This is a genomic window from Paenibacillus hunanensis, assembly GCF_034055775.1.
In the GTDB taxonomy this organism is placed as follows: domain Bacteria; phylum Bacillota; class Bacilli; order Paenibacillales; family Paenibacillaceae; genus Saccharibacillus; species Saccharibacillus hunanensis.
In genome coordinates this window covers 1120141-1134245 of the sequence record NZ_CP139194.1, presented here as the reverse complement: position 1 = coordinate 1134245, position 14105 = coordinate 1120141, and the positions used below count along the sequence as shown (strand labels likewise).

At 43.9% G+C, this 14105-nt stretch carries 13 protein-coding genes; 3 read left to right on the top strand and 10 right to left on the bottom strand.

Features of this window, described 5'->3' with window-relative positions:
* The 9 genes from SK066_RS04495 to htpG all read right to left on the bottom strand — a co-directional run bounded on the left by SK066_RS04495 (window position 1) and on the right by htpG (window position 10122).
* Complete coding sequence (locus tag SK066_RS04495; RefSeq protein WP_320543805.1) at window positions 1–1842, bottom strand: ABC transporter permease; 1842 nt, start codon at window positions 1840–1842, stop codon at window positions 1–3.
* A gap of 730 nt (window positions 1843–2572) precedes the next feature.
* Window positions 2573–3784: an ABC transporter substrate-binding protein gene (locus SK066_RS04490; protein ID WP_320543804.1), complete on the bottom strand. Its 1212-nt coding sequence runs from the start codon at window positions 3782–3784 to the stop codon at window positions 2573–2575.
* Window positions 3785–4159: 375 nt separating this feature from the next.
* The gene (locus SK066_RS04485; protein ID WP_320543803.1) at window positions 4160–4786 is read right to left on the bottom strand and encodes a flavin reductase family protein; all 627 of its coding nucleotides are present in this window, start codon (window positions 4784–4786) and stop codon (window positions 4160–4162) included.
* Window positions 4787–4854: 68 nt separating this feature from the next.
* Complete coding sequence (locus SK066_RS04480; RefSeq protein WP_320543802.1) at window positions 4855–5463, bottom strand: bifunctional transcriptional activator/DNA repair enzyme AdaA; 609 nt, start codon at window positions 5461–5463, stop codon at window positions 4855–4857.
* 71 nt (window positions 5464–5534) lie between these two features.
* Entirely contained in the window at window positions 5535–5756 is a 222-nt protein-coding gene (locus SK066_RS04475; RefSeq protein ID WP_250344002.1) for a helix-turn-helix domain-containing protein, read from the bottom strand.
* 119 nt (window positions 5757–5875) lie between these two features.
* Window positions 5876–6496 (bottom strand): GNAT family acetyltransferase, encoded by a 621-nt coding sequence (locus tag SK066_RS04470; RefSeq protein ID WP_320543801.1) that lies wholly within the window; start codon window positions 6494–6496, stop codon window positions 5876–5878.
* On the bottom strand, window positions 6496–6678 hold the full coding sequence (locus tag SK066_RS04465; protein WP_320543800.1) for a hypothetical protein: 183 nt from the start codon (window positions 6676–6678) through the stop codon (window positions 6496–6498). Before SK066_RS04465 ends, SK066_RS04470 begins: the two co-directional genes overlap by 1 nt.
* Window positions 6679–7174: 496 nt before the next feature.
* Window positions 7175–8065, bottom strand: a complete 891-nt coding sequence (locus SK066_RS04460; RefSeq protein ID WP_320543799.1) for an ATP-grasp domain-containing protein — start codon at window positions 8063–8065, stop codon at window positions 7175–7177.
* Between the two features lie 155 nt (window positions 8066–8220).
* Window positions 8221–10122, bottom strand: coding sequence for a molecular chaperone HtpG (gene htpG, locus SK066_RS04455; RefSeq protein ID WP_320543798.1), 1902 nt, complete (start codon window positions 10120–10122; stop codon window positions 8221–8223).
* Window positions 10123–10499: 377 nt separating this feature from the next.
* On the opposite strand from htpG, the gene SK066_RS04450 reads away from it, so the two are divergent.
* Window positions 10500–11558 (top strand): BtrH N-terminal domain-containing protein, encoded by a 1059-nt coding sequence (locus tag SK066_RS04450; RefSeq protein WP_320543797.1) that lies wholly within the window; start codon window positions 10500–10502, stop codon window positions 11556–11558.
* Between the two features lie 195 nt (window positions 11559–11753).
* On the opposite strand, the gene SK066_RS04445 is transcribed toward SK066_RS04450, so the two are convergent.
* Complete coding sequence (locus tag SK066_RS04445; RefSeq protein WP_320543796.1) at window positions 11754–12629, bottom strand: aminoglycoside 6-adenylyltransferase; 876 nt, start codon at window positions 12627–12629, stop codon at window positions 11754–11756.
* A 199-nt stretch (window positions 12630–12828) separates the two neighbouring features.
* Between SK066_RS04445 and SK066_RS04440 the strand changes: the two genes are divergently transcribed.
* Window positions 12829–13065: a hypothetical protein gene (locus SK066_RS04440; RefSeq protein WP_320543795.1), complete on the top strand. Its 237-nt coding sequence runs from the start codon at window positions 12829–12831 to the stop codon at window positions 13063–13065.
* 340 nt (window positions 13066–13405) lie between these two features.
* The gene (locus SK066_RS04435) at window positions 13406–13942 is read left to right on the top strand and encodes a DoxX family protein (protein ID WP_320544799.1); all 537 of its coding nucleotides are present in this window, start codon (window positions 13406–13408) and stop codon (window positions 13940–13942) included.
* Window positions 13943–14105 lie beyond the last annotated feature (163 nt).

Here is a 14105-nt window from a genome sequence, read left to right as displayed (position 1 = left end):
TTATTGTCCTCCAATTCCTGTAGTCAGGTCAGCCTTGCCATAGCGTGTTGCCAGCGCATAGACCAGAATTACGATACTAATCATGATCATCAGCACCACATTAGTAAGCTGCGTATATCCCTTTTCTACATAGGCAAAGGTGAGCGTAGTCAGCGTCTCTGTACGTGGAGTGACAAGCATAATAATCAGCTCCGTCTCCTTCATCGCTCCGATAAATACGATTAGAAAAGCAGATAGCAGACTTTTACGATTGAGCGGTAATACAATGCGTTTAAACCTTGTCCACCATGAGGCTCCGTTCATCTGAGCCGCTTCCTCCAGTTCACCACCTACCTGCATAACCGCAGCGCCGCCTGCCTTTACGGTAAAGGGCAATTCCTTTACGACCGTAATCAAAATGATCAGCCAGACCGTTCCGTACAGCGCTGGGATAATCCAGTGTGGACGTGCAAACATCGTAATATAGATCGCAGATAGTGAAATACCCGGCATCAGGTACGGTAAAAAGGATACCTGATCCACTGTGCGTCCAATCCATGTCTGTCGCCCACGAGCAACAGTATAGCCAAGCAGCAAGCCCAGTATCGCTGCGAACACAGCTGAAAATGCTGCGATAAGCAGTGAATTACGTAGTGCCAGCAGGAAGATCGGATTTTGTAGCACGCCCTTTTCCCCCGAATTAATATCGCTAATCGAGCCGCCTATCCAGTAATGCAGGGTCAGGTTATCCCAGCTATAGACCCCTTCCCGTAGCATAAAGGTCTGTACGAGCAAAATAAGCAGCGGCACAACGGATACAAGGATCATACTGCCAATTGTGAGAAGGGCTGTCGGCTTACGCCAGCGGCCGAGGGATTGCACGGTACGCGGATTATCTTTACCTGTAATCGTAACGAAGCTGCGCTGTCGTCCGACGACTCGACTGTTCCAGTAGATCATCAGCATGGAAATCAGCATAAGCATCAGACTGAGCACATGTGCCTCGGTGGTTAATCGGGCTCGCATACTGGAATACAGCATCGTCGAAATCATATAAAAATCTACAGGCGTACCGAGAATCGCAGGTACCCCATACGAGCTAATGGCACGCGTAAATGTCAGGATAAAGCCAGATAGGATCGCAGGCAGCATCAGCGGAAATACAATCTGACGGATAATCGTCCATCTGCCTGCTCCATTCATACTCGCTGCTTCCTCTAGCTGCGTATTCATCGAGCTCAGCGCGGCTCCCACGAGCAGAAAAAAGTACACACTATCATGAATCGATAGCGAGATGACGATCGGCACAAACCCATATGCCAGTGTGTCCGGTGTTTGCATATGGGTGAGCGATTGCCAGATTCCCGGCGTACCGCCAATTTTGTCATTTTTGAAAAAGGTCAACCATGCCTGTGCAATTACCCAGGATGGCAATAAATAAGGAATGACCGCCAGAAAGGCAATTGCTTTTTTAAATGGAAGGTCGGTACGGGTTACGAGCCATGCCAGTCCACAGCCGAGCAGCATGGATAGTATCGAGACGACGAAAGCAACGGCACCTGCATGCAGGACGGGCTTATAAAAGAGAGACAGGCTCATATCGCTCGCCAGCACACGTTGCCAGTGATACAGGGTGAAATGCCCCGGGTTCGCTTCGGCAGTAATGCGCATATCCTGCGTTTTCCAGACAAAGGTGGTGAGCAAAATGTTGATCACGGGCCAGATAATCGTATACGCGAGAAATAATAGCCCGACCAGCCCGATCACGTGAACCGGACTACGTAGCCAGCCATACAGCCGATTCCATTGCTTGATGCGGCGGGGCTTGGTTTGGGAGAGGGTGATGATTGGCTTGTCGGACATGGGGGCCTCCTTTTAAATATAGTGGGTAGCAGTAAATCATATCGATGTAATGATATGATATGGTCATTCTGAACATTTTAATTCTAGAGTTCGTATTGTTCTTTATAGATACCTGTTTGCTGGAGATATACAGCACTCCAGCAAGGAATAAGGGGACGGACTCAGTGGAGGGGCAGGAATCTTTTGGATTAACAAGGAATGAAGATTCCTGTCCCTCCAAAATCGTCCTTTCCCCTTATTTCCTTGCCTCCGTTCCGTGCTATTCGCAACATTCATTTTTTGCGCTTAAATGACATACTTCTTTATTGAATTATTAATAAAACTTAAGATAGTTCATACATTCGCGTGAATTTGAACCAATAATTCAAGGCTAACGAGTTGCTTAATCTTACAAGAGTGAAGTCATTTAACCCTTATGAGCAACAATCCATCATCTAGTATCTGTCGTTGCACCTTACATCAAAGATGACTTCATTTAACGCTTGGAATCACTTATAGAACTAAAGCAGTTTGGATTTCATTTCTAAAACTCACTTTTCATCACATTTCTGTGCTGCATTACTGTACCCTAATAGTTAACAATAGCTAACGCCAAAGGTACTGTTAATCGTGTGATCATGTAGCCATATCCTCGTGTATCATTGCATATCAGAGTTTCGCCATTCTCAACGGCTTGCTTCTATTTTGCTTGTACTGCTACTTCTTTGATTCTCACTATATTTCCCTTACGCTATTTCTGTTTGATCCAGAAATCGCGGACTTTGGGGGAGGTCATGTAGAGGGTGTCGGCGTCGAAGTTCCAGAGGTTGAGCTTTTCGAAGTCTACCGGGTTTTGGGTTGTGACGTTGGAGCGTGGGACCCAGGAGCCGACTTCGTTGAATGGTTCCATGCCTGCGCCTTTGCCGTCTTCTTCGCCCATCATCCAGCGGATGAATAGTTTGCCGGCGGCTTCGTGTGGAGCTTGCTTGGCGAGATACAGGTAGCCTGCGTCGGGTACGGATGTTTTGGGCTTGATGTCGTAGATTGGTTGGACATGCCAGCCTTTTTCTTCAACTTTGGATACGTCGCCAGAGACGGCGATACCTACAGCGTCGCTGGATGTTTTACCGATTGCGTCGAGCACATCGTCACTGCCCTTGAGTACGGTTAGACCGTTAGCGAATAGCTGATGGATAAAGGCATAGCCTGCATTTTCCTCGCCTTGCAGATCGATATCCTTACCGAACTTTTCTTTGTAGGCAGCTGCCATGTCGTCGCTATGGATGACCATCGTGGTGAACAGATCCATAAATGCTGGAGAGCTAAGTGGGTCGGCGACGTAGACTTTATTTTTGAAGGCAGGTGTGGTCAGATCCCACCAGTTGGTGACAGGGATTTGCTTGTAATGATCGGTATTGTAAAAGATCGTACGGAACTCGACATAGTTGGCATAGCCTGGTGCCTGTGTGCGGTAAGGCTCGTCGACAGTTGGAGCGATATCGTCTGGTAAGTATTTGACGTATCTGCCTTGCTCGACCATTTCTTTGCCAACCGCGCCGCTCACTTCCTTGGTGATGATCACATCGGGATTGAATTGTCCGGCGTCCTGCTCATTGGTCACCTTGTCCATCATCTGATCGGATTTGACCTTGCTCACCTCGACCTTCACACCTGGATACTTTTTCATAAAGGTTTCGGCTGCATCATTGGCGCGACCGGAGGTGGAATACACGACAACTTTGCCTTCTTGCTTGGCCTGTGCGTAGAGTGCATCGACCGAATCGTTCGTGCTCGTCTGTGCTGGAGCTGCCTGTCCATTCGCAACAGGGGAGTCAGTGCTGTTACCACATGCGGATAATAACAATGCAGGGACGAGGAGTAGCGAGAGCAAGCCGCTCGCTCCAACTTTACCAACTGAAGATGTCCTTTGAAGTGAAGATTTCCCTTTGAATGTTCTGTTCATAAATTCCTCCTGCAATAATGATAATTAACTTCGGAATGAACAACACGTGATTGCCTTTGCAGTTAACAGACAGCCATAGAAGTGGAAACTGAATGCGGGTTGAGATTATGTATGGTTTGTAAATACGTTGTCGCTACCTGCATGTCCAATACTACGGGTGAAGTGTCAAAATGATATTAAGCCATATGTTGATTTTGGTAAAAAATTATCATCGTCTTTAAATTTGGTATTTTATTATCAAAAAAATCGAATCGTCACAAAAAAAGCTTACTCTCCTCGTTGTGAGGAAAATAAGCTTTGGAAGATTGGTGATTGTATTCATGCGTATCGTGTATCTGATCGATGATTGTTCATCTCATCCATGACAGTGAATACTCAAGAGCTATAGTATTGTTTGGTAAATGGCTCTGCCAGTCGGGATGGATAAATCGTCGTGCCTGTCGTAAAAAACTCGCAAAAATTCATAATAAGCGGATGCCAGCGCTCGGCGACAATGCGCTGCCGATCGTTTAGCAAGGCTTCCTCGATATGAATGCGATTGATTTTCAGCTCAGCAGCGCATAGATGTCCGCCACTTTTTGCATCAAATACATACGACTGCTCCAGCAAAGCTTCCATTTGCACCGGGCATTCCTGAATACAAGGCGGCTGAACCGTCTGCGATGCCACCGGTGTCAAAGCAGCATGCTTGAACTTATCCGGTACGTATACATATCCCATGTCTTGCTTATATTCAGGTACAGGAGACAAGCCTGTCGTCAACTCCAATCGGTCGATGGCATGAACCAAATCGGCGGACGCTAGATTGATCGTGCATTGTTGTTCCCTTTTGAGATTGGCAATCGTTTGCGAACGACTCGACATGCCAATCATACACGATTGATTCATCCACCAGATGGATGAAATCGGTGCGATATTCGGCGTACCGTCCGGGTTGATTGTACTGATGATTACGACAGGTGTACCAAAATATAAAATTTGCGGCTGAATCGTCTGATGCATGAAGATGCCCCTCTCTGTGATCCATGATATGAACATAGTATAGATCACGGCGAGATGCGCTTCTTTTGTTATCTTGCGGCTTCATTCTGTACCGAAGTCAGATGCTGCTGACGATAAGCGGTGGGTGTGAAGCCGGTCTTTTGTTTGAATAATGTGGCAAAATAGGACGGATTGTCGAGTCCCACCTGCATACCGATTTGCGATACGCTCTGTGCTGTCGTCAACAATAGCTTTTCCGCTTCACGTATCCGCACAGTCTGCACATATTGCGCTGGCGTGTAGCCTTTCATATGGCGAAAGGAGCGTTGCAGATGAAACGGGCTTCCACTCGCCAGCCGGGACAGCTCCTCCAGCTTCAGATCGTCCCAGAAGTATTGGTCGATCAACTGCACAATCTCTTCGACCCACTGCTCCTGCGGAGATTGTAGTTGATCGGGAAAGCATCGCTTACACGCCTGAAAGCCCGCTTGCATGGCGTGTTGAACGGTAGTAAATAGACAGACATTTTTGCGATTCGGTATCCGCGATTTGCAGGACGGACGGCAGAAGATGTTCGTCGTTTTGACACTGTAAAAAAACTCTCCATCATACCGCTCATCATTTTGAACGATCGCTTGCCAGTACGAATCAGTCAGTACAAGAGAAGCGTTTGTCGTTGTGGGTAGCATCACGTCCATGTGGATCACACTCCTGCATGTATTGTGCGATGACTTTATTTCATATGTTCTGTTAGGATGTCTGTTCATACCTATTCGTCTACAGGATAGCGGTCTTTTCGATTAGTTCGATTTAACAAATAATCGGTACTTGTATCATGGAAATCAGCGATTTTGATTAAAATATGCGTTGGAATATCTACTTCTCCACGTTCGTAATTGCTATAAATGCGCTGGCTGCATTGAAGATACTGTGCCATTTGCGTCTGAGTTAGGTCTTTATCTTCGCGTAGATGGCGGATTCGTATGTACATGAACTACACCTTCGACGCCAACTTGTTGAGTCGTGAGCAATCAACTGACAGAAGAGAAATTAGAAAATGCATTAATAAAATAAAAACTCGCTAGCACCGCTAACGAGTTGATAAATAATTTAGATTATATCTTTCAATTGCTTGATCATCATACAGTAACCATTTTCGGACTCATAATCTTCAATTTGATTAAAACCATTAGCTTTATAAAAGTTAAGTATTTTTTCTACATTCTCACATTCTAAATATAAAATACGTCCACCAACAATACGATGAGCTTCAGCAACTTTTTTATAAGCGATTTGAAGAAGATCATTGCCATTACAACAGTTTGCTAATATTGCTTCGTTGCTAAAGTTTTTTCCAAGCTGTCCTAATAAGTACCCCTTTACTACATAAGAACTTTGTTCAGTCTTAAAACCTACTCCTAATAATTTTTTCTTTAAATTATTTGATAATTTTCGAAATTGTCTATTTGGAATAGTAAGTGGCTTATTAGAGATAGAAAAATAGCCGACTAATATCGGTTTGGATTTATAAGTAGACATTACTAAATACGTCCTTGCCAAATCCATTTTTTCAAATTGAATAGACTTATTATGCAAAAAGTACTCCACATCATCGGCTCCAGCACTATCTTGAGAACCTAACGTTTTGAAAGAAAAAAGTAATGTTTTAATATCATCTTCTGTTGGAATTGATTTCAATAAATCATAAAGAGATATAACATTCAAAGCCATTACTTTTTAATATCTCCCAAGAAACTATCCATTATCTTTTGTATGCTGTCTGTTCGAGTAACTTCATTAACCGTTTGCTTAATCTCATAATCCACTCTTTTGGACTTATCAATTGCACTGGCAAGTTTCGAACTAGCTCTTTGATTAAATTTGAACTCCGAAGTAAAGCTTTTGGTAGCCATTTAAATTGCCACCTTTCTAGTATTTATATTTCGATCAATTCCAATACTTATATATTACCCCATAAAAGAATATCGGCATAGATGTAACAGGAAAATTATTACTTTTGAAATGATTATATTAATCGATGTAATCCATAGAAATTTTCAATCGTATTTTATTGATAGTTATTTTTATATTATAAGATTACTTAAATCACTTCAAGTTTTGTTAATCTTGAAAAATTAGTTTCTCTTATCATAACTATTGACAAGGAATATAGTTGATTCTTTAAAACGATAACAATAGATCTATGGGTTTATAATAATACATATCGATACTGTCAACGAAGAAAAAATGTACGATTTTAGGACGAATAAAATCGATTTTAATACAATTAAAGAATGGTTTTTGGTTGAAGTCTTTCTTTATAATATATTTTAGCGTAGAAAATCAAATTTCTTCTAAGTCATTCAATTTAATAAATATTCAATACTTATATCGTACAAATTGTCGATTTTAATTACACTTTTGTAACTTCCTATAAAATAAATGAGATAGATCATAAGATGGCAAACCAGATACTTGACCGTCGCCTACTTCAATAATAATCCATTCATTGTTAATAGTCCGTGCAATATCCATAGTAAAAAACGAACTTGGAATATCCTTCGCAACCTTATTAAAAAAAGAGAGCGGAATTTGATCTTGCTCATACTGTATTTCTTCCCAATAATTTTCGGTCAATACAGGTTGTTGGTTAAAGTAAAAGATTCTAAATTCTCTGGATAATGGCATTCCACTTTTCTCATGGATTCCGATAGATTCAAGCTCAATGAATTGCCGAAACATGATTCCACCATTCAGGGCTTCGCCTTGCAGACGAATAACATTTCGTACCGTATGTAAAACCTTTTCTGTATCTTCGGCATTAGGAACATAACAAGCTGTATCCCATTCATGTTTTCTTGATTTCACATAATCCTTAACAATCATAGCTGAATCTCCAAAAATAGCCGTTTGCTTCAGCACAAGTGCTTCGTCATGGATATGCTCTTTGCTGATCCAAGTAGTTAGCGGAGTATACTGCTTGATATGTGAATATGCGTTAGGAAAATAATGAATATTTGCATACTCGGTTGGGCTTGTTAGGAGATGTATATTGTTCTCTTTTAACTTCTCATATAGCAATGTATATTGTTCAATTGTTACCATCCAACCTCGATACATAGCCTTTTGAGGCTCCATATTTATTTGAGGATATATCTTCATTTCGTTATGTTCGATCAGTTCTTCAAACGAAAATAACAAAGGTGTAAATCCATATTGTCTGCATGCTTCAAATTCACTTTGATATTCATCATCCACTTGCTTCGGATACAAAGGATGAGAACAAAATACAATATACATAATCTTACCGCCTTTTTTTAGTTCATAGTACTCCTAAAACATATAAGAGAAAAAGCTTCTTTTATCAAATCGTTTTGATAAAAGAAGCTTTCTTGTATAACAATATAATGACAGATGAACCCATTGTCCGTTGTTAACGTGTAATAAAAGTCAATTTACACCATCACTTTACAAATATCATTCGTAAACTCAACCGGATCTTGCAGTGGCAGTCCTTCGATCAATAGCGCCTGGTTGTACAGCAGGTTGGTGTACAGCCCCAGCTTCTCGCTATCGCTCTCATGTGCCTTTTTCAGCGATTGGAATACATCGTGGTTAATGTTAATTTCCAGCACTTTTTCCGCTTTCACATCCTGGCTGTTTGGCATCATTTGCAGGATTTTCTCCATTTCGATCGACAGTTCGCCTTCCGAAGTGAGGCAGACTGGATGCGATTTGAGGCGTTTGGATGCGCGTACGTCTTTGACTTTACCGCCCAGTACGTCCTTCATCGCTGTGAACAGCTCTTGGCTTTCGTTCTGTTCCGCTTCTGCCGCTTCGTCCTTCTCGTCTGGCTCAATGCCCAGATCGCCACTGGATACGGACTTGAATTCTTTTTCTTTGTACGCACTGATGATTTTGATCGCGAACTCATCGATATCATCGGTCAGATACAGAATTTCATAGCCTTTATCGGCAACCATTTCGGTTTGTGGCAGCTTCTCGATGCGCTCGATCGAATCACCAGCTGCATAGTAGATATACTTCTGCTCTTCTGGCATACGAGCTACATACTCCGCCAGTGTAACAAGCTTTTTCTCCTTGGAGGAATAGAACATGATCAGATCCTGTAGATCGTCCTTGTGCATACCGTAGTCATTGTACACACCGAACTTCAATTGACGACCGAAGGATTGGTAGAACTTCTCGTAGCTGTCGCGCTCGTCCTTGATCATGCTTTGTAGCTGGGACTTGATTTTGTTTTTGATATTTTTAGCGATCAGCTTGAGCTGACGGTCATGCTGTAGCAGCTCACGCGAGATGTTCAGAGACAGATCCTCGGAATCGACCATCCCTTTGACAAAGCTAAAGTAATCCGGCAGCAGATCACCGCATTTGTCCATGATCAGCACGCCGTTGGAATACAGCTCCAGCCCTTTTTCATATTCCTTGGTGTAGTAATCAAACGGTGTATTTTCTGGAATAAACAGAATCGCGTTGTAGACAACTGCGCCGTCTGCGCTAATATGCAGATGCTTGAGCGGCTTATCGAAGCCATAGCGCTTCTCTTGATAGAAGTTGTTATAGTCCTCGTCGGTCAGCTCGCTTTTATTTTTGCGCCAGATTGGGATCATGCTGTTGATGGTCTGTTCTTCGGTATATTCTACATATTCCGGCTGCGCGTCTTCTGCTGCGTCCTCAGCCTTCTCGGCTGGACGGCTACTCGTCACATCCATCTTGATCGGATAGCGGATAAAGTCAGAATATTTCTTCACAATATTGCGCAGACGGTACTCATCCAGATACTCGTCGTACTGGTCATCTTCGGTATTTTCCTTGATGCTGAGGATGATGTCCGTACCTACAGTTTCTTTGTCAGTCGGCTCGATGGTGTAGCCATCTGCACCTTCGGAATGCCATTTGTATGCCTGGTCACTGCCCAGTGCACGCGTGATGACGGTTACTTCATCTGCAACCATAAAGGCAGCGTAGAAGCCGACACCGAATTGACCGATGATATTGTGACCGTCCTGCGCCTGATTTTCCTTTTTAAAGGCAAGGGAGCCACTCTTTGCGATAATACCAAGATTGTTTTCCAGTTCCTCAGCCGTCATACCAATCCCTGTATCGGAAATGGTCAGGGTACGTGTTTCTTTGTTTGGCTTGATTTTGACGTAGTAATCTTCCTTGTGGAAGGTGAGACTGTCGTCGGTTAGTGTTTTGTAATAGATTTTGTCAATTGCGTCGCTGGCATTGGAGATAAGCTCACGCAGAAAGATTTCACGATGGGTGTAAATGGAGTTAATCATCATTTCCAGCAGGCGCTTGGATTCAGCCTGAAATTGCTTTTTGGTCATGGTCGTATTATTCCCCTCTCCATTAGTAAATGAACGTATGTGTGCCTTGCCTTCGTGCATATCTATCGGCTCCCTGTTCTACAGGCTACTACCATCTGCACGTATATAGACTTCCTTCATATTAGCACTCTTCACTATCGAGTGCTAAACCTATCTTTTATATAACATATTCCCAATTTCCATGTCAATGTTCAAACCGAGTCATTCATCTGTACTTCAACCGTGATACAGCTGGATGATATGTATATTATTTACATGGAGAACGTGCTTTTCTCACTAACTGAACTATTATATACTGTTCTTAATGGTCGAACTTACAATTATCCAGCCGCTAACCAGCATATCGCTGGCTCGGTATATCGAAGGAGTGAAAGGTCATGCCCCAATCCCATCGAATTCCGCTCCAACCACTTCAGGGCTTCGATTGGTCGAGTCTGACCGGCAATGTGGCAAGCGCTGCTGCGTATTTTAGCAGCGATTATATGTATGCTTTTGCCGATGCATGGACATTTTCCTGCTTCACAGAGCATGGAAGCAAGGCGATTCCATCGCTCGGTCAGGAATCCGTATTGTACAATACCTCCTATGACCAGATTTTGAAATGGACGCGTCTGGATTACCGGATGGAACGGTATTTGCCTGCGGAAGAAGCGTTAGCGATGATTCGTATCGAGCTTGCTCAAGGGCATCCGGTACTGGTGAAGGGTGATACCTACCGTTGTCCATGGTTCCCTGCTGATTATGGTAGACTGCACAGACCTCATTTTTACCTGATTACAGGTTATGATGATCTGACGAACCATCTTTTCTGCACCGATGTAGCGTATATGACGTATCATCAGGCGCAGACGGTAAGTGATTTTAGTCTTGGCTTTGCTGGTGATCTGCTAACACTGCGTCCCAATCACGACCAGTACAGCCAGCCTGCACAGCTACCTACTCTGTACGAGGTGCTTACACGCCGTGCTACTGCCAATCTAGGGCTTGGCGATGAAGCGTATTCAGCATTTGATTCGATGCGAAATATGGCAGACGGCTGGATCGAGCTGGATCGTCTCGCTGCTGAGCAACAGCTACACAGTGCTGCTGATATGAATCCGCTTAATCTGGAGCTCCTGTACATCGTGCAGGCTAGAATGCAGTTCTTACAGCTGCTTGAACAGAAGCGTGATGCAAAGGATTCCTTTATGGAACAGATTACAACTGCCTTTAACGAGACTGTCCGTAGCTGGACGCTTATTCGCAAGAGCTATTTACACAGCTTTGAGCCGCGGGTGCAGCGAGAGCCGCTACTGAGTCTTATTGCTGAACGCATTCGAGCTACAGCTGCGCTAGAGCAGTCGCTAGCAGAGAGTATTTTGCATAGCAATCGACTGAAAGAGATTATGAACAGCTATCAGCAGCAGGCTGGTCGAGCTGCCAAGCGTGAGCTATAGATAACGATCAATGTCGATATTCGCATCAGTCGCTATAACGCCTGCCGATTCATGCCATCGTGCGTATCTTCTTATTACGTTTACTGGGGCAGCGCTTGGTGATGAGATCGAAGTGTCAACCTTAGCGCTCCTGCTGGAATGATGATCAGCCTATGTACCCTGATAAATAGTGCCTATAACAAGCCTGTATGCTATTCATTCGTACATCTGAGCTGCATCCGCAGGCAATCGATACACATGCAGCATATGAGCACGAACACGCTGCGCCTCCCCATCATCGTACATATAACCCAGACGCTCTGCCATCAGGCGCACACGCTCGTCGAATAGCTCCATCATGATAAACACAGACTGCCAGATCGCTTCGCTATCCGCTTGAGGATACGTAGCGAGCAGTCTTACCAACGTAGATTGATCCAGATAGTGCGGCAAGTATTTGCCGCTTTTACCTATATTGATCTGAAACTGATGCTCACTACCAGCCTGCCAGCATAGCATCTGCTCCAGCATCGGGCGCACATAGCGATTGAGCTGATCGAGCGCATAGAGCAGCTCCTGCCTCCATAATCCTTTGGCAATATAGGTGGATACCCACCAGAATTCATTACAGCATCTAGCAAAATCCTCCGCAGTCGGACGCTTCACCCAATACTCTCGCTCATCTGGCACGTCAAGCTGTGGCAGTACGCCATCCTTATCTAGCAAAATTACTGTCAGACGATCCTCATCTACATACTCGCGCCAGTGGTCGATTCGCTGTAGTCGCAGATCAATCCGATTCCCATCCGCTAGCTGCATCAAATACATGTATTTGACGATGCCTTCATGCAGAGGCAGCTCACTTTGATCCGGCATCTGCATAATGATCTGCTCGCCAAACCTCTCAACCCAGCGATGATCGCTAACAAATGGCTCTAACGTATCAACCAGATACACAATATCATAATCCTGAAAAATATCCTTCGGCGCAGCTGGATTGACTCTTGATCCGTTCATTGCTACAGCTCGAATATGAGGGTTGCGTTCAGCTGTTTCGATAATAAGCTCCATCATCTGCTGCTCACTTCGCATGATCTCGTCTCCTTTGGTATTGAACGTGGTTGGATCAAACGCTAGCTCTCGTGTTTGACTATGTACAATACTGTCTGCTTATTTCAATATAGATGTTCTCAGGATAACCAATCTGTTCTATTCACAGCACAACCATACGGGTAAACGATTAACACCATGCTATACTCATCGTATTCCTATTTGCAAGGAGGCGATCACTGTGAAGGTACTACGCAAATTCATTCTGGCATTTTTACTGTCTAATGTTATCGGTAACTGGAGCTTTAAGCAGATTGCCTTTTTGCAATATAATCTCACAGAAGGCTGGTTCAGTACGGGCAATATCCTTCGCTATCTTGTTAATCTTGCCTGTTATATCGCGGTGGCAGTATGGATTTATTTTATACTGGAACGCCTGGAAAAATGGAATGAACAGCGAAAGCAGCAATCTCGCTGAATAGCTAGTTGTTCTGCGTGCTTTCCATATCACACGTAAAGCACTCAACATATTAAGATACACTCGCTATGATGCCTCACTTTCAGGTATCTGCAAATTTATTTTAATTTTTAATGTAGATTGTGATTTTTGTCACATATTAAATTTTAGTTTTATTTTAAACTAAAGCCATGGAAGAGATGATCATCCCCCAACCAAAGAGATAGCAGCAGCTGATCCCTACAAGATCAAGCATTTAACCGATACACAGCCAACGGGAAGCTGACTGCAACCATACTGTTCCATATGAACAGCCGCCTGCACGAGCAGGCACCTAATACATTATTCAAGGAGTGTATCAATCATGAATACATGGCTCAGACAAAACAAAGTTGCAATGTGGTTATTAACCGTTCTCCGTTTCTATGTCGGCTTTCAATGGATCCATGGCGGCTGGGGCAAGCTAACAGGAGGCTTCGATGCTACAGGCTTCCTTACCAATGCCATCACGCTCAGCACAGGTGACAAGCCCGTCGTGAAAGCGGCATGGGCAGGCTTCCTACAGCACTTTGCTCTTCCTAATGTAGAGCTGTTCAATATCCTGGTTCCAGTCGGTGAATTCCTGGTCGGTCTGGGCTTGATCCTCGGTACCTTTACTACAGTTGCTGCATTGATGGGTATGGTGATGAACTTCGCCTTCCTGTTCTCGGGTACGATCAGCACCAACCCGTACCTGATCCTGCTCGAAATCTTCATCGTCGTTGCTGGTGCTAATGCTGGTCGCATCGGTCTGGATCGCTGGGTACTGCCTTACTTGAAAGCACATGTGTTCAAACGTCACCCGAAACATGACGGCGGCACACCTACCGCACCTGCACCGGATCACAGAGCTGCTTAAACCTACAACCAATTAGCCAATTCCTAATCAACACGATAGAACTCATAGCTTGTTCTGGTTTACTAGATCATTTGCAATAATTAAGCTACCTTCCGCCCCTCCATTTCAACTACTCTTTTACTACTCCCTTACCACTTATCCACCTTCTGAGCGCTTCGGTTGA

What these genes read in the sequence shown, in the direction of transcription:
- SK066_RS04490 (WP_320543804.1), bottom strand. Translation starts at nt 3,784, where the DNA reads ATGAACAGAACATTCAAAGGGAAATCTTCACTTCAAAGGACATCTTCA.
- SK066_RS04445 (WP_320543796.1), bottom strand. Translation starts at nt 12,629, where the DNA reads ATGCGAAGTGAGCAGCAGATGATGGAGCTTATTATCGAAACAGCTGAA.
- SK066_RS04465 (WP_320543800.1), bottom strand. Translation starts at nt 6,678, where the DNA reads ATGGCTACCAAAAGCTTTACTTCGGAGTTCAAATTTAATCAAAGAGCT.
- SK066_RS04485 (WP_320543803.1), bottom strand. Translation starts at nt 4,786, where the DNA reads ATGCATCAGACGATTCAGCCGCAAATTTTATATTTTGGTACACCTGTC.
- SK066_RS04470 (WP_320543801.1), bottom strand. Translation starts at nt 6,496, where the DNA reads ATGGCTTTGAATGTTATATCTCTTTATGATTTATTGAAATCAATTCCA.
- SK066_RS04450 (WP_320543797.1), top strand. Translation starts at nt 10,500, where the DNA reads ATGCCCCAATCCCATCGAATTCCGCTCCAACCACTTCAGGGCTTCGAT.
- SK066_RS04495 (WP_320543805.1), bottom strand. Translation starts at nt 1,842, where the DNA reads ATGTCCGACAAGCCAATCATCACCCTCTCCCAAACCAAGCCCCGCCGC.
- SK066_RS04460 (WP_320543799.1), bottom strand. Translation starts at nt 8,065, where the DNA reads ATGTATATTGTATTTTGTTCTCATCCTTTGTATCCGAAGCAAGTGGAT.
- SK066_RS04475 (WP_250344002.1), bottom strand. Translation starts at nt 5,756, where the DNA reads ATGTACATACGAATCCGCCATCTACGCGAAGATAAAGACCTAACTCAG.
- SK066_RS04480 (WP_320543802.1), bottom strand. Translation starts at nt 5,463, where the DNA reads ATGGACGTGATGCTACCCACAACGACAAACGCTTCTCTTGTACTGACT.
- htpG (WP_320543798.1), bottom strand. Translation starts at nt 10,122, where the DNA reads ATGACCAAAAAGCAATTTCAGGCTGAATCCAAGCGCCTGCTGGAAATG.